The organism is Acinetobacter sp. BIGb0102 (assembly GCF_003815055.1).
GTDB classification, from domain to species: domain Bacteria; phylum Pseudomonadota; class Gammaproteobacteria; order Pseudomonadales; family Moraxellaceae; genus Acinetobacter; species Acinetobacter vivianii.
In genome coordinates, this window is the sequence record NZ_RKQE01000011.1 from 336,347 (window position 1) to 356,709 (window position 20,363).

At 36.7% G+C, this 20,363-nt stretch carries 26 protein-coding genes and 1 tRNA gene; 17 read left to right on the plus strand and 10 right to left on the minus strand.

Annotation, left to right across the window (positions count from 1 at the left end):
- Window positions 1–10 precede the first annotated feature (10 nt).
- From EC846_RS07815 to arsH, 7 genes are all read left to right on the plus strand, one after another.
- On the plus strand, window positions 11–292 hold the full coding sequence (locus EC846_RS07815; RefSeq protein ID WP_123774780.1) for a phage holin: 282 nt from the start codon (window positions 11–13) through the stop codon (window positions 290–292).
- The gene (locus EC846_RS07820; protein WP_005231578.1) at window positions 282–503 is read left to right on the plus strand and encodes a hypothetical protein; all 222 of its coding nucleotides are present in this window, start codon (window positions 282–284) and stop codon (window positions 501–503) included. Before EC846_RS07815 ends, EC846_RS07820 begins: the two co-directional genes overlap by 11 nt.
- Before the next feature lie 60 nt (window positions 504–563).
- On the plus strand, window positions 564–1,145 hold the full coding sequence (locus EC846_RS07825) for a glycoside hydrolase family 19 protein (protein WP_123774781.1): 582 nt from the start codon (window positions 564–566) through the stop codon (window positions 1,143–1,145).
- A 365-nt stretch (window positions 1,146–1,510) separates the two neighbouring features.
- The gene (locus tag EC846_RS07830) at window positions 1,511–1,834 is read left to right on the plus strand and encodes an ArsR/SmtB family transcription factor (RefSeq protein WP_123774782.1); all 324 of its coding nucleotides are present in this window, start codon (window positions 1,511–1,513) and stop codon (window positions 1,832–1,834) included.
- Window positions 1,835–1,839: 5 nt separating this feature from the next.
- On the plus strand, window positions 1,840–2,313 hold the full coding sequence (locus EC846_RS07835; RefSeq protein ID WP_123774783.1) for an arsenate reductase ArsC: 474 nt from the start codon (window positions 1,840–1,842) through the stop codon (window positions 2,311–2,313).
- A 7-nt stretch (window positions 2,314–2,320) separates the two neighbouring features.
- Entirely contained in the window at window positions 2,321–3,364 is a 1,044-nt protein-coding gene (gene arsB / locus EC846_RS07840) for an ACR3 family arsenite efflux transporter (RefSeq protein WP_123774784.1), read from the plus strand.
- Between the two features lie 5 nt (window positions 3,365–3,369).
- Window positions 3,370–4,074, plus strand: coding sequence for an arsenical resistance protein ArsH (arsH, locus tag EC846_RS07845; protein WP_123774785.1), 705 nt, complete (start codon window positions 3,370–3,372; stop codon window positions 4,072–4,074).
- Window positions 4,075–4,149: 75 nt separating this feature from the next.
- Here arsH and EC846_RS07850 read toward each other — a convergent pair whose 3' ends face one another.
- On the minus strand, window positions 4,150–4,794 hold the full coding sequence (locus tag EC846_RS07850; RefSeq protein ID WP_123774786.1) for a glutathione S-transferase family protein: 645 nt from the start codon (window positions 4,792–4,794) through the stop codon (window positions 4,150–4,152).
- A 247-nt stretch (window positions 4,795–5,041) separates the two neighbouring features.
- Here EC846_RS07850 and EC846_RS07855 point away from each other — a divergent pair.
- The 3 genes from EC846_RS07855 to EC846_RS07865 all read left to right on the plus strand — a co-directional run bounded on the left by EC846_RS07855 (window position 5,042) and on the right by EC846_RS07865 (window position 5,852).
- A tRNA-Met gene (locus tag EC846_RS07855) sits at window positions 5,042–5,118 on the plus strand.
- Between the two features lie 199 nt (window positions 5,119–5,317).
- Complete coding sequence (locus EC846_RS07860; protein ID WP_047428614.1) at window positions 5,318–5,539, plus strand: hypothetical protein; 222 nt, start codon at window positions 5,318–5,320, stop codon at window positions 5,537–5,539.
- Window positions 5,540–5,642: 103 nt separating this feature from the next.
- Window positions 5,643–5,852 carry a cold-shock protein gene (locus tag EC846_RS07865; RefSeq protein ID WP_032866722.1) on the plus strand — a complete coding sequence of 70 codons (210 nt, stop codon included), beginning with the start codon at window positions 5,643–5,645 and terminating at the stop codon, window positions 5,850–5,852.
- A gap of 69 nt (window positions 5,853–5,921) precedes the next feature.
- Here EC846_RS07865 and EC846_RS07870 read toward each other — a convergent pair whose 3' ends face one another.
- On the minus strand, window positions 5,922–6,851 hold the full coding sequence (locus EC846_RS07870) for a lauroyl acyltransferase (RefSeq protein ID WP_123774787.1): 930 nt from the start codon (window positions 6,849–6,851) through the stop codon (window positions 5,922–5,924).
- 578 nt (window positions 6,852–7,429) lie between these two features.
- On the opposite strand from EC846_RS07870, the gene EC846_RS07875 reads away from it, so the two are divergent.
- From EC846_RS07875 to EC846_RS07885, 4 genes are all read left to right on the plus strand, one after another.
- Entirely contained in the window at window positions 7,430–7,750 is a 321-nt protein-coding gene (locus tag EC846_RS07875) for a GrlR family regulatory protein (RefSeq protein WP_123774788.1), read from the plus strand.
- A 393-nt stretch (window positions 7,751–8,143) separates the two neighbouring features.
- A complete protein-coding gene (locus EC846_RS18305; RefSeq protein WP_171410001.1) occupies window positions 8,144–8,320 on the plus strand; it encodes a hypothetical protein in 177 nt (58 codons plus the stop codon).
- 125 nt (window positions 8,321–8,445) lie between these two features.
- Complete coding sequence (locus tag EC846_RS07880) at window positions 8,446–8,928, plus strand: hypothetical protein (RefSeq protein ID WP_123774789.1); 483 nt, start codon at window positions 8,446–8,448, stop codon at window positions 8,926–8,928.
- Window positions 8,929–9,414: 486 nt separating this feature from the next.
- Window positions 9,415–10,014, plus strand: a complete 600-nt coding sequence (locus EC846_RS07885; protein ID WP_123774790.1) for a hypothetical protein — start codon at window positions 9,415–9,417, stop codon at window positions 10,012–10,014.
- Window positions 10,015–10,157: 143 nt separating this feature from the next.
- On the opposite strand, the gene EC846_RS07890 is transcribed toward EC846_RS07885, so the two are convergent.
- The 5 genes from EC846_RS07890 to EC846_RS07910 all read right to left on the minus strand — a co-directional run bounded on the left by EC846_RS07890 (window position 10,158) and on the right by EC846_RS07910 (window position 12,971).
- Entirely contained in the window at window positions 10,158–10,646 is a 489-nt protein-coding gene (locus EC846_RS07890; RefSeq protein ID WP_047428601.1) for a hypothetical protein, read from the minus strand.
- Window positions 10,643–11,257 (minus strand): hypothetical protein, encoded by a 615-nt coding sequence (locus tag EC846_RS07895; protein ID WP_047428598.1) that lies wholly within the window; start codon window positions 11,255–11,257, stop codon window positions 10,643–10,645. Before EC846_RS07895 ends, EC846_RS07890 begins: the two co-directional genes overlap by 4 nt.
- A gap of 11 nt (window positions 11,258–11,268) precedes the next feature.
- Complete coding sequence (locus EC846_RS07900) at window positions 11,269–11,823, minus strand: PAAR domain-containing protein (RefSeq protein WP_123774791.1); 555 nt, start codon at window positions 11,821–11,823, stop codon at window positions 11,269–11,271.
- A gap of 245 nt (window positions 11,824–12,068) precedes the next feature.
- Complete coding sequence (locus EC846_RS07905; protein WP_047428593.1) at window positions 12,069–12,527, minus strand: DMT family transporter; 459 nt, start codon at window positions 12,525–12,527, stop codon at window positions 12,069–12,071.
- A gap of 9 nt (window positions 12,528–12,536) precedes the next feature.
- A complete protein-coding gene (locus EC846_RS07910; protein WP_123774792.1) occupies window positions 12,537–12,971 on the minus strand; it encodes a DMT family transporter in 435 nt (144 codons plus the stop codon).
- A 99-nt stretch (window positions 12,972–13,070) separates the two neighbouring features.
- Here EC846_RS07910 and EC846_RS07915 point away from each other — a divergent pair, with 99 nt between their 5' ends.
- Together EC846_RS07915 and EC846_RS07920 are read left to right on the plus strand one after the other, a co-directional pair.
- Complete coding sequence (locus EC846_RS07915; protein ID WP_123774793.1) at window positions 13,071–14,003, plus strand: LysR family transcriptional regulator; 933 nt, start codon at window positions 13,071–13,073, stop codon at window positions 14,001–14,003.
- A gap of 615 nt (window positions 14,004–14,618) precedes the next feature.
- On the plus strand, window positions 14,619–15,236 hold the full coding sequence (locus tag EC846_RS07920) for a thiol:disulfide interchange protein DsbA/DsbL (protein ID WP_123774794.1): 618 nt from the start codon (window positions 14,619–14,621) through the stop codon (window positions 15,234–15,236).
- Window positions 15,237–15,889: 653 nt separating this feature from the next.
- Here EC846_RS07920 and EC846_RS07930 read toward each other — a convergent pair.
- The 3 genes from EC846_RS07930 to EC846_RS07940 form a co-directional block, all read right to left on the minus strand.
- The gene (locus EC846_RS07930) at window positions 15,890–16,573 is read right to left on the minus strand and encodes a pirin family protein (protein WP_123774796.1); all 684 of its coding nucleotides are present in this window, start codon (window positions 16,571–16,573) and stop codon (window positions 15,890–15,892) included.
- 192 nt (window positions 16,574–16,765) lie between these two features.
- A complete protein-coding gene (argG, locus tag EC846_RS07935) occupies window positions 16,766–18,109 on the minus strand; it encodes an argininosuccinate synthase (protein WP_004770443.1) in 1,344 nt (447 codons plus the stop codon).
- A gap of 276 nt (window positions 18,110–18,385) precedes the next feature.
- The gene (locus tag EC846_RS07940; protein ID WP_123774797.1) at window positions 18,386–19,237 is read right to left on the minus strand and encodes a LysR family transcriptional regulator; all 852 of its coding nucleotides are present in this window, start codon (window positions 19,235–19,237) and stop codon (window positions 18,386–18,388) included.
- Between the two features lie 169 nt (window positions 19,238–19,406).
- Between EC846_RS07940 and EC846_RS07945 the strand changes: the two genes are divergently transcribed.
- On the plus strand, window positions 19,407–20,324 hold the full coding sequence (locus tag EC846_RS07945) for a DMT family transporter (protein ID WP_123774798.1): 918 nt from the start codon (window positions 19,407–19,409) through the stop codon (window positions 20,322–20,324).
- The last annotated feature ends 39 nt before the right edge of the window (window positions 20,325–20,363 follow it).

Here is a 20,363-nt window from a genome sequence, read left to right on the forward strand (position 1 = left end):
GAGACAGGAAATGCAAGAACAGGCAGCAAGCGCGGTTGAAGCTGCTACAAACACAATCGCAGCAACAGCATCCAAGGTTTCATATACATCAGCGGGGTTATCAGTGGCAGCGTATGCAGCAAGCATTGATTGGGCGGTATGGGCCTCAGTCTTTATCGGTGTAATTACTTTTTTTACCACACTGTATTTTAAACGGCGAGATGACAAGCGGGCTCAGGAGATCCATGAATTGCGTAAGAAGCAATATGAGCAGACTAAAGAACGTTTAAAGGGGGATTGTGATGACAAGTGAACAGACTCGGGCTTATCTAGCCTTTGCATTGGTTGGGCTGATGTTCGTTCTGGTGATTGCATTATTTTTTGTGGATATGCCACGGGAAAATAGCAACCTGATTAATACCGCCTTAGGTTTCATTGCTGGAGCAATGACTACAGCCTGTGGTTTCTATTTCGGTAGTTCAGAGCAGGAAAAGAAGAAAGATAAAGACAGTCCAAATCAGTAGTTAAGTTTTTAAACAATCGTGACCGCCTTCGGGCGGTTTTTTTATGCATGAGGAAAAGTGATGAGTATTCAAAATTTACAGAAAGCATTAGGTGTTAATGATGATGGTATTGCTGGCCGTGGAACTTTAACAGCTTTATTCAAGAAACTAGGTGCATCACATGCACGTGCTGAAGAGCTTGCACTTGCAGCGAATGTACACATGCCTACATATCATATTTTAGATAATGATCTACGTCTGGCGCACTTCATAGCTCAGTTGGCTCATGAATCGGGTAATTTCCGCTATATGGAGGAAATCGCCAGTGGCAGAGCATACGAAGGACGTAAGGATCTGGGTAATACTGAAAAAGGGGATGGTACTCGATACAAAGGTCGTGGACCGATCCAGTTAACAGGTCGTGCAAATTACCGTAAATATGGCCGTGCTCTTGGAATAGACTTTGAGAATAATCCAGAGATTGTGGCTTTACCGAGTATCGGGATGCTGGTGGCATGTAAGTACTGGTTCGATAATGGATTAAATGAGCTGGCCGATAAAGACGATATCAATCTCATTACACGCCGTATCAATGGTGGTTACAATGGGTTAGATGATCGAAAGGCAAAGTTAAATACGATGAAAAATATGCTGGGGAAGTGATGCACGATCATTGCAGATGTTCACCAGTATCCATTGCACTGAGTCTTGCGGTATTGATAATTTTGCCAGGTTGTACGGCGCATACGATCAACAATAATATTCAAGTTGGGATATGCGTTCGAGCACTTTGATTTCATTGTTTGATTGGCATTATCTTCCAAATAAATTTTTTGGTACGAAGATCTGCAGCTGAGTTTTGGGCGAACTACCGATAAATTAAGTTATTGATAAATATGTATACCATGAAAAATGCCAATTTTAAGGGATTGGCATTTTTTATAAAAAAACAATTATCAATATAAACTTCTTGTATGTATATGCGGATATGCGTATATTTAAATAATAATACTAAGTTGAGCTAGAAAATGGATCAAACTGATTTCTTCAAATGTCTTTCAGATCAAACTCGTTTGGATATCTTGAGGTTGGTTCTTGCTAAAAACAGTATTTGTGTCTGTGAGCTCACAGAACAACTTGAACTGAATCAACCTAAAATTTCTCGACACTTGGCACTATTAAGAAACCTTTCCATATTGCTAGACGAAAGAAAAGGGCAATGGGTGTATTACAGTTTAAATCCAGATATTCCTGAATGGGCTAAATCTGTTTTAAATATTATTGCAAATCAAAATGATGAAACTATTAACAATCAAAATGTTATTTCGTCAATATCAATTCAATGTGAGTAATATCAATGAAATTTTTATTTCTATGTACAGGCAACAGCTGCCGTAGCATCCTGTCAGAAGTTCTTTTTAACAGTCGTGCGCATGAAGGGTGGAAAGCATACAGTGCAGGTAGTAAGCCATCAGGGCAAGTACATCCGTTGACTATAGAAACTTTAGAAAATCTTGGCCTCTCAACAGATGGTTTGTGGAGCAAAACTATTGATGACTGCGAACAATACCAGCCTGACGTGGTGATTACTGTTTGTGATTCAGCAGCTCAGGAAGCGTGTCCCCTTTATTTGGGCGGAGCGATCAAGGCACATTGGGGCTTGGCTGATCCTTCACATTTAGATTTGCCGAAAGAAGAAAAGCTACAGGCATTCCAAGTGACTGTAGACCATATTAATCGTCGTTTAGATGCTCTATTCGCACTGGACACAGCAAATATGACACGCTCTGAATTGATTTCTGCAATCAATCACATCTCAGATATTGAATGAGAACATCATGGCTCAGCAAAGATTGTCCTTTCTAGATCGCAACCTCACTCTATGGATTTTTATCGCCATGGCATTGGGAATTGCGATAGGTGTGTTCTTTCCGCAAGCCTCCGTCGCTTTGGATAAAATGAGTGTGGATTCCGTCAATATTCCAATTGCGATTGGTTTGATTCTGATGATGTATCCACCGTTAGCCAAAGTGGATTATGCAGCCCTACCACAAGTGTTTAAAGACAAAAAAACCTTAACTTTGTCTTTGGTACAGAACTGGGTGATAGCACCAGTACTAATGTTTGCATTAGCCATTATTTTTTTGCATAGTTATCCAGAATACATGACAGGCCTAATCCTGATTGGGTTAGCTCGCTGTATTGCAATGGTCTTGGTGTGGAATGGTTTAGCTTGCGGTGATAACCAATATGTAGCTGCATTGGTAGCATTTAATAGTATCTTCCAAATTTTATTTTTTAGTACGTATGCGTGGTTGTTCTTGACCTTCCTACCACCTTATTTTGGTGTTGAAGGGCAAGTGATCAATGTCGATTTTTGGACCATTACCCATGCGGTATTAGTGTATTTGGGAATTCCATTTTTCCTTGGCTTTATTACACGATTCACTCTAGTGAAAGCTAAAGGTCTTGATTGGTATCAAAATGTCTTCTTACCTAAGATCAGTCCACTGAGTTTGTTAGCTTTATTGTTCACGATTGTGGCGATGTTTAGCCTGAAAGGTAGCGATGTGGTGAGCTTACCGATGGATGTCTTGCGTATTGCCATTCCATTGACGATTTACTTTATCGTGATGTTCTTCATTAGCTTCTTTATGAGCAAATGGATGGGGAATGACTATCCTAAAACAACAGCAATTTCGTTTACGGCTGCTGGGAATAATTTTGAACTGGCTTTGGCTGTCGCAATTGCAACCTTTGGTTTAGCTTCACCTGTGGCATTTACCACAGTGATTGGTCCTTTGGTTGAGGTGCCAGTATTGATCGCTTTAGTTGGTGTGTCTTTGTGGCTCAGAAAAAAGTTTTTTAAAGAAGAGGTTTAACTCTTATGACTCTCCCAAATGTAGATATGAATCTTTTGGATCAACCTACTTTAGAAAAAGTACAAGCTAAACAGCTGGATCATCCACCACGAATTTTGCTGCTGTATGGTTCTAACCGCGAACGCTCATACAGCCGATTGGCGGTGATGGAAGCAGGGCGTATCTTGGAGCAGTTTGGTGCTGAAGTAAAAATTTTTCATCCGAAAGGTTTGCCCTTACCTGAAGATGCGGACACTGAGCATCCAAAGGTGAAAGAGTTGCATGATTTACTCGCCTGGTCTGAAGGGATGGTGTGGTGCTCACCTGAACGTCATGGTTCCATGAGCTCAATCTTTAAATCGCAAATTGACTGGATTCCGCTTGCTGGCGGGGCAATTCGTGCGACTCAAGGTAAAACATTAGCATTGATGCAAGTCTGTGGGGGATCGCAATCGTTTAATAGCGTGAATCAGATGCGTATTTTGGGACGCTGGATGAGGATGATTACGATTCCAAACCAATCTTCAATTCCTAAAGCATTTTTGGAATTTGAAGAGGATGGACGTATGAAAGCTTCTTCTTACTACGACCGCATTGTGGATGTGATGGAGGAGCTTTATAAATTTACCTTGCTTACCCGTGGGCAAAGCCAGTATCTAACCGATCGTTATTCAGAGAGAAAAGAATCCGCAGAAGAGCTGTCTAAAAGAGTGAATCAAAAAAACATATGATCTGATATAGATGTGAGCCCTCTGAGGAGGGCTTTTATCATTGGCTAATTTCTTTGCAAATTTTCTTAATTATCCTTAATTTTTGTTTTTTAAGATTAGGCTATCTTTTTCAATCTTTTCTGCTGCTTTCCAACTCGGAAGAAGGCTCAAACGTTCAACATAGCTTTGAAGATGTGGATAATTTTCACCTTGGGCCATATTATGGATTAAGCCATGAAGTCCGAATCCCATCATAAAGTCTGCTCCAGTTAAACGATCGCCTACTAAAAATTCTTTATTATCTAGATAATTATTTAAAAAACCAAAGACTTTATCAAATTCAACTTGAGCATAGTCTTCTAGAAATGCCAATTTGGTTCCCTGTTTCATTTCTATCGCATTAAAAGTTTTTAGTAGAAATGGGACCATGGCCGAGCTTTCAGCGAAATGAATCCATTGTAGGTAATCTGCATATGCAGCATCATTTATATCTGGTGCTAGGTGAGGGGCAAGCTTTTGAATTAATAACTCTACTATAGCACCCGATTCTGCAATGACTTTACCTTCCCACTCAATCACGGGAGATTTTCCTAAAGGATGGATCTTTTTTAATGACTCAGGAGCCAAATGCGTGGTTAAGTCCCGGTAATAGCACTTCAACTGATAAGGTTCTTTAATTTCTTCAAGTAACCACAAAATTCGAAAAGAGCGTGATTGATTTAAGTGATGTAATGTAATCATGATAATTCCAATTTTAAAAATTTATGGGTAATTTCCCATGTCCTAGTCGTATCGTAGAGCTAGCTGTTGCTGTAGCAAGGTCTTAGACAGAGTGGTAACACCATACAGTTAAACATGAGTTGTTCTTAGGAAGTTTGATTAAACTCTCAAATATAGAATAATAGTATGTATATTGACCTTCTAGCACTGCTAATCACGATTAAGCTTGCTTATGAACGGTAAAGAGCCTATAAACCTAACTCGTCGGTGCGGGATGGAGCAGTCTGGTAGCTCGTCGGGCTCATAACCCGAAGGTCGTTGGTTCAAATCCAGCTCCCGCTACCAACCGACTAAATTAATTTTGCTCTGTGATGTATTTAAAGTTGATATTTTGTTTGAGAAGACGAATAACGACTAAGTTAGCTTATATAAATCTGAATAAAGCTATATATTATTAAATTCTAGAAACTCAGTTATCACCTCTTATCTGTCTAGCGTATAGTAAATAAAATCAATCATTTGAGCTCTTAAGTAGAGTGATTTTGTGTTAACAATTATTAATGACTGGCGCGTAGCCAAAGCCATCAATGGCAATGAAATTTGTGTGAAAATTATCCCTTTGAAACGTCAACAGAGTACGTTGCAAGGTTTCAAATGGGTAGAGGTTGGAAAAAGAGTACTACTAAATTGTGGCCAAGAAATTGACTTTAATTTAGATGGAAATAGTTTCTATACTGATGTTAATCAACTTTATCGATTAATCTAACTAATTCACACATTTGTAGTATCTTTTTAATAAAGATGAAATGGATTAAAGCATTTTTAAAATTATGATTTAATCCCTAAATAAAGTATATAAGGTTTAAAATATGTCTGATACATCTACTGGTACAGTTAAGTGGTTCAATGAAGCTAAAGGTTTTGGTTTCATCCAGGCTGATTCTGGTGAAGATTTATTTGCTCATTTCAGCGAGATTCAAAGCAGTGGCTTTAAAGTTCTGAATGAAGGTCAACGAGTAAGTTTCGTTTCTGGTCAGGGTAAGAAAGGTCCACAAGCTACTTATATTAAAGCTATTTAATTTATAGAAAAATAAAAAGCTCACTATATGTGGGCTTTTTATTTTCTTACATACACAAAATTATGTAACTTAATATAGACTTTCCTCCCCCAAGGGACGGGTCTTAAATCTACGGTGGAACCACATATATTGTGTAGGATACATGCTAATTTGGTTTTCAAGTATTTGATTAACTCTAGTCGCATCAACTACTTCATCGGTACTTGGAAAATTGTCTAATGCAGGCTCTAAGAGAACATGATATTGAGGGTTCTTTATATCACCTGTCCTATAGAAAAATAATGGAATGGCAACTGCGTCTGCAATTTTCATTAAACGCCTATGAGCTGTCAGGGTGGCTGCAGGAACATTGAAGAAAGGGGCCATTACACCTTGTTTTAAACCGAAGTCTTGATCTGGGCTATACCATATAGCATGACCTTGCTTTAAATTTTTGATAAGCTCCTTCATATCATTTTTCGGAATTTGATTCTGATAAACTCTAGAACGCCCTCTAATGATCAAGAAATTTAAAAGAAGGTTATTTTGCGGTCTATACACAACATCTAAATTAAAGAAGCAACTACTTACGAAACCTCCAGCATCTAAAAGTGTAGTATGACTCCCAAGGAGCAGTATACCTTTGCCTTTATGCTTTTTAAGGTGTTCTAATCCATCTATATGAATTCTATTTGCAAACCATTTAGGTGAGTACCAAGAATTTATAGCCTCAAAATAACCAAGCATTCCATTAAAAAAAATTTGTTTAGCATCTAATTCAATTTGATAGGACGATTTCTGAGGAAAACATAAGTGTAAGTTACGAAGAGTTGTCTTTCGGCGAGATCCTAAAGTCTTCCATGCTATTTTTGATAAAATTTCTGCAAGACGCCATTGAAGCGCCCAGGGCAATAATGCCAACACTAATAAAATTCCAATAGAAACCCAGATAAACCAATATTTAGGTAGCAAAAATGACCAGAGAAACGTACCTGCGATATACGGATATGTGTAATTCATAGCAGAGTGTTTCTTAAGAAGAGTCTTGTATAGAGTAACATAGATAATTTTTATTCAGTTATTTAATTATGACACGATAATCTACTGGTAAGATTGATGAGTAGTGCTAATTAACCTAAATGAAAATAACAGCTTATAAGAATTGGTATTATATTAAATTACTTGAAAGTGGGATTTTATAGTTACATATCTCAACTAGCATAGAATAGTTTTGGGTTTGATTGTTATTCCTATAAGTTTTTGGATGTATTCTCAAGCATATCTATTTTTTACGTAGTTTGGTTGGGTATTATCTTTTTTATTGTTAATCAGGCTTGTATTCAGTTTTCTTAAGAAAAAGTTTTTATAAAGGTTAACTTGGTAATACTGAACTCAAGAATAATATGATCTGCCTCTTGAAATATATGAGAGTCCATTAAATAAAACTAATCCTACTTGTATAATGTCTTCTTTTTAAACATTTTATTATTCTTGTAAAAATAAAGTATTACAATTCAATGGCGGTTTATAGACTTTTTGTGATGATCCTGAGTTAAAATAATATAACTGTATATTCAGTATCGTTTGGTGAGCTAGCTATGAAAGATGGAATTTACTTACTAACATTTAAAAGCAGTGATAAAGATTTTGGAAATGGAATACTTGTTGTTGATGATGAGATAGCTAATGGAGGAGATACAACCTATTCTTACAATGGGTATATTGAAGAGAATCGGCTAATCTTAAGTCTCAGCAAGCACAATATAAATGTACATTCTCTTTTTGGAGGTTCTGGATTACTAAAACTTAATTTAACTTTTCAAGAGGATAATCAAGGCTATATGTTGCATGGAAATGTTGAAAATTTACAGACTGTACCTTTACTCGTCCAAGCAAAACTAATTGGTAAAAAAAGTTAGCTTTTTCATTGCTTAAAGTTTTTCTTAAATTAGAAAGCCTATTTTAGGCTTTTTTAATAAAATAATTTCAATAGCTTGAACTTTAAAGAATTAATTGAGTTTATTGGTTAAATGTGTTTTGAAAGAAGTTAGTAATACTAATCTGAAGCTTAAGTTGAAACACCTTGATTTTAATTAAGGATTTAATGAGAAAGGATTTAGAGATAATAATATAGGTGTAAAGCTTTGGAGTGTAATGTTCATATTTATTAGTTAATTATAGTTTTCTAAATTTTGTAGGAATTAATTAATTACAACTTAATGAAAGTTCGTGCTATCTATATATCAACTAAAGGCTTATTGTGAATGAGTGATAGATAGTTATCTACACATCATTATACAGGAGAGACACTAATGTCTCAGAATCAAGATAATTCAAAACAACAGTCTAATCAACAAAATCAACCACCTGGACAACAACAGCAATCTGATCCTAAACAGAATCCCCCTGTACAGCCAGATTCACAGCAGCCAGTGATTAATCAGCCTAAAGGAAATAATGAACAATCTAAATGGTCATTATTGATTTAGAATTTTAACTATTTAGTATAGTTAATAAGTTGGCGTTAGAGAGCTATAAATAGCTCTCTAATTGTCGTTTACAGTTTGTTGATTAAGTGAGTGATTTTGGATTGTATATATAAGAGTGAAATAATATGATTTTTGCTTTTCTTATAACAATAGTATTATTATGGGTGCTATATTTTAAGTTTGAAAAAAATATAAGAAAAAAAGGCAGGGTACAAGAAATGCCTAATACTACGCTAAATATTCTAGGGAAAATATTTAATGAAGCAGGAGAGGAGTATGGACATGAAGTAATAGTTATACTTTATCAGAATGAATTGAAAACAGTGATAGGGATAGAGAGTGAAGAGTTTATTAAGGTCAAAAAGGATGCAATTATTGCTCAAGAAGCTACAGGAAAGGTTGGAGTATATATTGATACTTTAAGGGTCGGATATCTAAATGAGAGTAGTGCCAAAGAATTTTGTAATTTTATAAAAATAAAAAGTTTATCTGAACATGACGCTTTTGAGGTTGATGCAATCGTCATTGGAAATCCAAAGGGTGATAAATGGTATGTAAAACTAAACATGCCACATGATATGCAAAAATTTAGATATAAACTTTATTAATTAAATTTTATAAGATTGTATCTTATATATGCAATTGAATAATAATTATAAAATTAAAAATATGTAAGTTATTGTATTAATTGGGGATTACAAATAAAGACATTACTTAAACTTAAGCCCTAAAAGAATAATCTGATCTTTTTTCCTGATAAGGGCTTTATTTCATTCATGTGATCCGAACTTGAGTTTTGAATTAACATATAGTGTTGGTCGATTTTCTCTATATTGGCCTAAAACAATTTCTTCTATTTCATTCATTGGCTCTAACTCTTTATCACTGAAGCACTAGGTGGGCTTGTTCATCGCCGTGCAGCCAAAAAGGACCTTTTCTTAAAAATGGGATATGTGTAAAAGCCCTTTAATGAAGGCATTTCAAGATCACATGAATTAATACTTAATTTGTTAAGAATTGTTCAAATAAATAGATTTAGTATTATTTAGCTTATAAAACATTAGTTATTATTTTAACAAGTATAAGGTTAAATTATGTTTGAAAAGATAAAATTATTTTTTTCAAATAAAACGGGTTATGAGCTTGAGTTTTCAAATGCCGTCAAAAATACGTTAAAAAATGGTTTAGGCACATATAAATCATTTAAAAAGACCAATCAACGGCTTGTAACAGATGAGTCCTTGCTAGAATTTCATGATTATATAAAACACTTAAATTTAACACCGGACCTATTAGTTGCTCAATGTCTTGGGGTTCACTATGCTTTAAAACCTTATGTAGATGAATTTTATGGGGTTAATAGTATTTTAACAATCGGCCATATTGAAAGAAAAGTTGGAGGTAAAGCTTTTTACGAACCTATGGAGGAACGAATTACATATTTTAGTCAACCACGCGATATTACGAAACCGACCAATATTCATGTTTGGCTAACACTACCTACTCTCGAGATTTTAGATTTTACACTACCAACTACTTTGTCATATGTGTGTGGAATAAAAGAGTGGGAAGGCGCAGTTATTGCGCAACATGGAGATGATGAGAATGATCATTTTTATAAGCCCGAATTTGTTGGTATAGAATTCTTGTATAAAGCGGGATTACTAAAGATGGAGTTGACAGAAATTTTCTAAAGGAGTTTTGTGTATTTTACTAGGCATATTTCACACGCAGCTATCATCTTAATTAGTTGTAAAATATTTAAAGAATGCCAATCTAAGTTGGCATTCTTTTACATCATTATATTGTAGCTACTTTAAATGATGTGATTAGAGTGTTATGTACAGACTTCAACAAAATTTTTAGCGGTTTGCTCTTTACTATCTCTTAATTTGATGACCTTTTCCCTTTCTTCATAGAGTCGATGTACATCACTTAGAGTTTCAACTTTAAGATCTTTTTTATACTTCTCACCAATTTTGCCTACATAGTTTTCCATATAGACTGTCATCCAGCATATCGTATTGAGATCTGCATAATCGAAACCATTGTGGTCTAAACCTTCCACCCAATCAGGATACTCTTCACTTAAAAGACTACGAGCAGTTTCCAGCTTTACGTATGTATTATTAAAAAGCGTTTCTTTTAATGCAGGATCATTAGAGAAGTTCTTATTAGCTTCGATAAAAACTCTGTAGTTATCAGTTGCATAGTTTTTCAGATCTACTTTTACAAATTGATCAATATCATCTTTATCAGATGATGCTTTACAAGATGTTAAGAATAAACATGAAATAGCTAGTACGGGGATTAATGTCATTTTCATAGTGAAAAACGGTTTTTAGGTGGAGTGTAGTTGTAGTTTTGAATATATTGAGAAACTGTTGCTCTATCATATGAACGTCCAAAGACATTTTGATACATATATTCATTAATTCCAAAAGGGCCATTGTTGGTAAATACTGCCAGAGCATTTGCTGCAAGAACAGGCTTGCTTGCATTCGATAATGCTAAATCAATGATTTCACCAAAATTTTTCTTAGCAATTGCCATTCGAGCAGAAAAAGAATCTTTTGCTAATTCTAAGATCATTTCTGCCCCTTTATTTCTTGAATGCTTTTGTGCATACAAGGTGAACTTTAAATACATCATTGTATGAAAAGAATAGCGTTCTAATACCGTATCGCTAAACTGGCGCAAGTCATACTCAAGTCCAAACCGAATAGCTAAATCATGCTCAAAGGGATATTTCTGTTTTACCCAGTCCCATTGAGCTTGGTTCATCATAAAAGTGTAAGGTACCGTTGTATGATAGTTAAGTACTTTAACGATACTATTACAAAGTAAAGGATCTAATAATTCATCTGCATGGCAGACTTTGACTTCATTATCTAAGGATGGGATTAGAGTAGGCGAAAATATTCTATCTTGTGTCATATTTTAGATCCTTATAAGGGTGGTAACGGTTTTGAGGCATCAATTGTTTGAAACTCAACTTCATCAGGTGAGTTAGCATTGATAATGTGAGTTTTACCTTCTGCGTCCGTCCATCCAGTTTCTACTTTCCCATTCTTCTTATAGATGATCGAATATGGAATTTCACTAAACGTTTTCTGCGTCTGTTCATCCTTTAATTGGAATTGTATCTCATATTCTTTATCGGGGTTTTCCTTAACAAAGCTATCCTGATTTGGGGCCACGGCAGGGGCAATGCTTTGGCCACTTCCAACGCCTCCACCGTTATCTTGAACGACCAGACTCTGCTTAGGTAGTAACTTACAGCCACATGATAAAGAATCATTGACTCGTGCAGCAGCTTTACCAAAGATCTGCATGTAGGGATCGCCAGAGATAATCGTTGCGACCGTTTTATGCTTGGGACATGTTGCCTTGTCTCCCACACATGCTACGGGTATGCCTTCGATCAGGAACATACTGTTGCCTGATATAACTTGCCCGCCGCCTGTAGTAGGGCAGCCAACCACAATATATGGTGTCGCCATCGTTAGTTTTTACCCTCTGTTTAATTTTTGTGAGGGAATAATAACAGTCGCTGTACAGAACATACTGTTTAGTTTTTTTAATGACTAACAATCAAAAGCGGATGCATGGATTGAAATAGAAAAAGCCCTCAAATGAGGGCTTCTTAAAATTATGGAAACTCTAACGTAATTGGATAGGGATCCATTTGTTTTGATTCATTCTTCGAATAACAAGGACTATCCAATAGACTTAGGCGTAGTAGATTTTATACTTTTATTTCTTTAATTTTGTTACTTGAATAAATTAGATATAATGCAAAACCTAAGAAAATAAGTGCTCCCAATCTATATGTGGAAAAGGGTAGCGCAGCATTACCAAGCCAACCAAAGTTATCAATAAGCATACTCATTAAAAGCTGCCCAAAAATTACAGCAATAGTGGCTAAGGCAGTCCCAATTCTTTGTACAGCTAATACCATAATTACAATGTAAGGAACCCCACACATCGCACCTAATAGTTGCCATTTGGGCACTTCTAAAAGTGTTACAGTTTGCTTGGGTTCAAAATAAAAAATCAATAATGCTGTAATCAAAGCCCCTACAGAAAAAGTTAAAAAGGCGCTACGAAATACACCAACCTTGCTTCCAAGCTGCCCATTGATTGCAGCCTGAACACTAAGAAGTGCACCACCAACCACGGCTAATAAGATCATTAAAATAGTCATATTATTTTCCTAAGCTTTTGCTACTAGTAAAAGGGCGATCACAATCGAAATCAGTGCAAAAAGTCGTTTACGATCAACTTTTCTTTGCTGATTACCCAGCAAACCGTAATGATCAATAATAAGACTTTTAAAGACTTGGCCAGCCAAAATACCAATCATAGTCAGGGCTACGCCAATGATCGGTGCGGTAGTAGTAAGGATAATGACGTAGATGGGACCAATAACACCTCCTAATAACTGCCAAGATGGGAGAGAGAAAAATGAAGGGCTATTGCGTGGGCTAAAAAATAACATTAATAAAAAAGTGAGAGCAGCTCCTACACCAAAAATACTAAGAGTAGCCCATAATTTTCCAACTTCTGTGCCTAAGGGGCCTAATAATCCAGCCTCTACGGACAGCCCCATTCCGCCTAAAATAGCTAGAAATAATAATAAAATTTGCATTCAATATTGCCTTATCTGGTGAAGGCAATAAATATTAGAGTGGTTAACTGAATAGAAAAATAGCATAATTCATTAATCACTATTGCAGAAATTGCACAAATGAATCTTGCAAATTCAATTGATATCCGAACCCTGCGCTTTTTTATAAGTGTTTATAATGCTCAAAATTTTTCTGTTGTTGCACGAAAAGTGGATGTATCTGCTTCAATGATTTCCAGGACAATCCAGCAACTTGAAGATGCACTGGGGCAGCAACTTTTTTATCGCAATACAAGGGCTATCACGCCAACAGAATCGGGCAAATTATTTTTTGAATATGCAAAAAAAATAATAGAACAGTTTGATGAAGCTCAAAAAGCATTACATGATAAAACCATTGAACCATCTGGCCTGATAAGAATTAATGCTCCTGTTTTTTTTGGGCAAAGACATATCGCTCCTTGGTTGCCTGGGCTATCAGAACGTTACCCACGATTATTGATTGAATTGATACAGACTGATGAATTTATAGATCCATTTCGGGAAAGTACTGATCTCATTTTCCGTATAGGAACGCTTACTGACTCTTCCTTTCATGCACGTATTTTTGGAACACAAAAATACCATTTGGCTGCTTCTGCTCAATATATTAAAAAATATGGAATTTTAGAGAGCCCTGCACAAATAAATGAGCATAAATGTTTGGTATATAATGGGTTTGAAGGCCCAAATAGATGGCTAGTAAAAATGCATAAAGATGAATGGATACACTATCCAGTTGCACCAGTATTTTCTTCAAATAACGCTGAAAGCTTAATGAAAGCAGCACTTGGTGGTATGGGGATCGTTTTATTTCCTGACTGGCTAATTGGAGAGGCTTTAAAAGAAGGGGGACTTATTGAGCTTTTACCTCAGTATGAAGTGTCAATTAAGCCACAAGCACAGCATATAGCAGCTATTTATCCGAATGTTAGACATCCTCCACTCAATATTAGAGTAATAATTGATTATTTTTCAGAAGTCTATGGTTCGCCACCTTATTGGCAGAAATAAGGTAATCTTTTTTCTGTATTGAAAAATATGATGAAATCTGCAATCAGTAAAAATAAAGTGATGTTCAAAATATGAACGAATAATGTAACAAAAATAACGGGCTAAAACAGGGCGCCGATTAGAATTAAGTAATTGAATTTATTGAATAAGCGCTACGTTGACATCGTAGAGGTCTCCAGTTCGAGTCTGGATATACCTACCAAGATTAGCTGATAAATCAGCAACTTAAAAAACCGCCTTAATCGGCGGTTTTTTGTTTGGGGGCGTTTTGGGGGAACTAGTTCACGTTCTTATATGGAATGGTGTTGCACTTCATTTGAGAATCTAAGAAATTAAAAACAAGCTTGGGTACACCGACAAAAGAGTCGATAGGGATAGGCGAAATTAATAATATAACCTGTGAAGATGTTGTGTTTTTGTAGTTTAATTTTTGATTTTAATGAGAAAATTATAAATCTTGCCTATTGTGAACTATTTCCCCTGTAAAATATTAATGTCGTAGCTTAATTCTCCTGTTATAAGGATGTGAACAGATTCTACGATAACGTCTCGGAATTGTGTTTTTTTTATAAAGACTCAAGCGCACTAAAAAGCGCTGTGAGGATAGCGAAATTAATGAAAAATTTTATTTTAAAGAGTGTAGCTGTAATTTTTGCAGTCTTTTCTACACATACGATGGCTGCTGATTTTGTTGCAGGTAAAGATTATACGGTTGTACAAAATCCAGAAAAAACGTCCGTGCCCGATAAAATCGAGGTACGTGAGTTCTTTTGGTATGGGTGTACCTATTGTTTTAAATTAGAACCACATATGCAAAGCTGGTTAAAGAAAATTCCAAATGATGTGTATTTTCTTCGTACGCCAGCAGCAATGACTCCCATGTGGGAACAAGGTGCTCGTGCATATTATGCGAGTGAGGCCTTAGGGGTACGTAAACGTACACATTTACCGTTATTCCATGCTAATTTTTCAGGCAACCAAAAAGTTTTGCAGAAGGATGCTTTTGCTAAATTTTTTACCCAATATGGTGTGCCTGAGAAAAAATTTAATACCATGTTCGATTCTTTTGCAATCACTGCAAAAATTGCCGAATCTAATCAATTGGCCCGTAAATACCAACTTACAGGTGTGCCAGCGGTTGTTGTAAATGGCAAATATATTGTACAGGGTGGGGACGAAAAAGTGGTTCAGGTCGTTGAATATCTTGTAGATAAAGAACGCAAAAAGAAATAATCTTTACGTTTTCTCGACGACATTATTTTGATTTGCAGTCAGCCACCAGAAAGTTTTATTTAACGTGGTCTAGGTCTGTTGGCTCTATTTTTAAAGCATTAAAAGGATGCTTGACCCCGTTCGAGATTGGTGCTAATTTAATCAATAAGGAAGTCATATACTATTTGGGATTTAAGAGAAATCTTGCCTAAATGCAAAAAGATATGATGACCTGAATACACAGCTAACAACGAACGAAACAATTTAGATTGTTTTTAAAAATGTTCAAGGTTGTAGAAAAGCCCGTTAATCGGGCTTTTTTAATGTCTATCCTTTTTTAAACATAGACTCAAGATATAGTCGTTTCTAAAGATTGGCAGGGTACTCAAGATTTCTAATGCTGCTATTTATTATTGTATTTATTGTCATTGGCTTGATTTTATTCATTTTCTTGGTAAAGAAAACGCGTGCTAGGCAAGCTTCTTCTGACTCGAGCCATTCATATTCGCCAACACCTTATATCAATGATACATCTCAACCTAATGATTCCAGACATATAGATCACTGTAGTATAAGCGACAGTAGTAGTTCGGATTCGGGTAGTTGTGATGGTGGGGGAAGTAGTGATTAAAAAGCCCGTACCCCTGAGGGAGGAGTACGAGTTAAACTGGGGCTTAAGGTAGATCAAACCAAATCATCTGACTGTCATGTAGTGCGGTAATGGTTGCTGTTTCATCAAATAGCAAGGCATCACCAGCTTTCACTAAATGATCTGCAATCATCACTTCACCTGAAATGACATGCACATAGTTCACTTTTTTCTGTGCTGTAATCTCTAGATGTTGATCCTTTTCAATCACTGCAGTTTTTACTTCAGCATTTTGACGAATCGACATCGGTGCAGATTCATCACCTGCAATCAAGTGCCATTGGTTTGGATGGTCTTTTGGATTGAGCTGAATTTGCTGATAGGTTGGTTCAGCATCTTGTACATTTGGTTGAATCCAGATCTGTAACAGATGCACCGCTTTATCATGCTTATTCATTTCACTGTGGGTGACCCCAGTTCCAGCGCTCATCAACTGCCATTCACCGGCATTGATCTGGCCTTCATTGCCCATGCTGTCTTTATGGGAAATGGTGCCATCCAGTACACAGGTCAGGATTTCCATGTTGTCATGGGGGTGAGTCCCAAAACCATTATGTGCGGCAACCGTATCGTCGTTAATTACGCGAAGGGCACTGACACCCATGTATTTCGGATTGTACCAGCTACCAAATGAAAAGCTATGATAGGTGTCTAACCAGCCAGCTTTGACATGACCACGATTTTCACTGCGATGTAGATAAGCATTCATCTTTCATCTCCCAAATTATTATGTTCTGCTTGATGCTTATATTATCGATTCATAATAGGGATAAATAGTCTTTTAATGCGACGTGTTGTTCTATAAATGGAATGATTGAAAGCGTTTATTTTTGATGTCCACAAAAAAAGGCTGAATCAAATATTCAGCCTTTTCAGAATTTGATACCTGTGTATCAAACGCTTATTTTGATTTGTTTTCCAACTGTGGAATCGCAGAGCCTTGACCTACAGAAAGTAGACCAGTTTCTGTGTAGATACCAAGTTTTGCACGTGTATCTGTGATATCAAGGTTACGCATAGTTAACTGACCGATACGATCCATCGGTGTAAACATTGAATCACCTTTCTCCATTGTTAAACGCTCAGCTTCATAAGTGAGGTTAGGAGATTCAGTGTTCATGATAGTGTAATCATTACCACGACGTAATTCGAGTGTCACAGTACCTGTAATTGCCTTAGCAACCCAACGTTGTGAAGTTTCACGAAGCATGAGCGCTTGTGAATCGAACCAGCGACCTTGGTAAAGTAAACGACCTAAACGTAAACCATTAATGCGGTATTGTTCAATCGTGTCTTCGTTATGGATACCAGTAACCAAACGCTCATAAGCGATATGTAACAAAGCCATACCCGGTGCTTCATAAATACCGCGAGATTTCGCCTCGATGATACGGTTTTCGATTTGGTCAGACATGCCTAAACCATGACGACCACCAATACGGTTTGCTTCTAAAATGAATTCAACTGGATCTTCGATACGTTGACCATTTAATGCAACTGGCATACCTTCTTCAAAAGTAATGCTCACTTCTTCTGGTTGAATTTCAACTTCTTCTTTCCAGAATGCAACACCCATGATCGGATCGACGATTTTAATACCAGCATTTAAGTATTCTAAATCTTTTGCTTCGTGCGTCGCACCCAACATATTTGAGTCAGTTGAATACGCTTTTTCTTTTGACATTTTATAGTCAAAGCCGTTGTCGATCAGGAATTGCGACATTTCGGCACGACCACCTAACTCATCAATAAACTGTTGGTCTAACCAAGGCTTATAGATTTTGAGAGCAGGGTTGGTCAATAAACCATAACGATAGAAACGCTCAATATCGTTACCTTTATAAGTTGAGCCGTCACCCCAAATGTTGACGTCATCTTCTTTCATTGCGGTAACAAGCATGGTACCTGTCACTGCACGACCCAAAGGTGTGGTATTGAAATAAGGAACACCACCCGTACTGATATGGAATGCACCGCATTGAATCGCTGCAATACCTTCAAGCGCAAGTTGTAAACGACAATCGATTAATCGAGCTTTGACTGCGCCGTACTGTTCAGCTTTCTTTGGAATAGCATCATAGTCATCTTCATCAGGTTGACCCAGATTTGCAGTATATGCATAAGGCTCTGCGCCTTTCTGTTTCATCCATAATAAAGCTGCTGAAGTGTCTAAACCACCAGAGAAGGCAATCCCAACTTTTTTACCTACTGGTACATTCTGCAAGATCGTTGCATTATCAGTCATTGCTAGTCCTAACTATTTCGAAATAGGCACCCTAATACATCGGTGACCAAAGAGAATTTATACGTCCCGTACTATATCACTTTTCAAATCGATTTTTTTTGTGTTAGGAAAGGAATTCTTTTTTTTTCATTTGAAAAATAGATTAACATCAGAAAAATATAAAGTTTTACGATAAGTATTCATCATAAGGCATTATCTCTTGATGGGCTTTCATAAGCCAAGGGAGGCGAAGTGGGAGAAAGTCTGTAAAATTTATCGCTAATGTTCAAATTGATCTTAAAGTGAATCATTTAAGCCAATAAATTGCTTCTCGATCGGTGTAAAGACATGGTCATTGCGTGCAATCAGGTATAAGCCTATGTCCCGATATTGTTCAGGGGTTTCCCGATAATATTGAATCTTGTATTTCTCGATCAAAGATTTGGCGATCATGGAAATACCCATACCCAACTGGGTAAAGTGAATTAAAGCTTCATGATCGTAAATATGAGTGAGTTCACCTTTGATGAGATTGTAGTCTGTATAGATGCTATCTAAAGTTGTGGCATAGCAGCATTGTTCAGAGGCCAGCAAGATATTTTGGTGATTCAGACATTCCTCAAGATTGTCATGGTTAATCATATTTTTGCCAATAATCACCAGTTGATCATCCGCCTTTTTTATATATTGCAGATTCTTTTGTTTGGGATGCCCCAGTGCATAGGCCATATCCAGATTGCCCGCTAGAATTTCATCTTCTATATAGCCTGTAGAGCCAGTTTTCATAGTGATGGATAGCTCTGGATAAGCTTCATATAATTTGCTAAATGAAGGATGAAAACGCATCCCGCCGAGACTGGTATTGGTTCCAAAACGTAAGACACTTTCTTGTTGATAGATTTTATTTTCAGTTTCTTCCCAAGTGAACATCATCTTTTTGTATTGGGTATACAAATTCATGCCTGATTCAGTCAGCTCAACGCCTTTAGGTCTACGAATAAATAACTGGCGTTTGTAATGATTTTCAATTTTCTTGATTTTTGCAGTCATATTGGATTGTAAATAATTGAGCTTATGCGCCGCCGCCGTAATGCTCTTAAGCTCGGCCACAGTAACAAAAGATCGGATATCATTAATATCAATATTCACGGCAATTCCTCAATCATTCCAGCTCATCTATTCCAACAGATAAAAATCAAAAAGGAGAGGTCGCTGAATAGGCATCAAAAAAAATGATGTATCTATTAAAACATAGCATTATTCATGATGTCATTTATTTTATACACTAACATGACTTTCCAAGGGTTGAGTACAACACGTGAATATTCGAGTCGTTAGCGCAATCGCGTTGTTATGTTTGGTCTGGGGTTCTTTGTGGGGCTTGGTCAAACATAGTTTACAGGTATTTCCACCATTCCTGTTTATCTCTACGCGTTTGATTCTGGCTGCATTGACCTTAATGGTTGTACAACGAATTTTGAAGAAATCGATTTTGCCCAAACAGGCTGAATGGAAACCGCTCATCATTTTAAGCTTGCTGATTTGTCTTGGCTTCTATGCAACGCAAACTTTTGCTATGCAATTTGTAGATTCGGGATTATCGGCAGTGCTGGTATTTACCATGCCAATTTTTATTGGTGTGCTGGCTCATTATTTCTTAAATGAGCGTTTGAATAGCCAAAAAGGCATCGGACTTATTTTAGGGACGCTGGGACTGATTGCTATTCTTTGGCCGCAACTTCAGCATATCCATATGAATACCTCATTGCTTGGGCAAATCTTGTTAATTGGTTCTGGTTTCTTCTGGGCCTTATCGACGGTGTTTATCAAAAAGAATTTTGCGACGTATGACAAAATTAAGCTGACCATTTGGCAACTATTACTGGGTGGAGCTGTTATTTTTGTCGGTGCTTTAGCTTTTGAACCTGTAGATGTCCAAGTTTGGCTCAATCCTTTAAATGAATCGGCCTTATTTTATATTGCAGTGATCGGAACGGGATTTGCGTTTGTATTGTGGAACTGGATCGTGAGTCAAGTGGATACTTTTATTGCCTCGATCTCGATCATGTGTATTCCAATTCTCAGCTTGTTGTTTGGTTTTTTGATCTGGCATGAACCTTTAACGCTGAATATCCTGATTGGTGCGGCATTTATTTGTTTGGGGATTGTGATGAGTTCGCTCAAAGTGAAAAAGCCAAAAAGTCATTTGGCCTATTCAGGTAATCAACAGCATTAAGCTTTCATTTTCAATATCAGAACAGCAGTCAGTTAAATG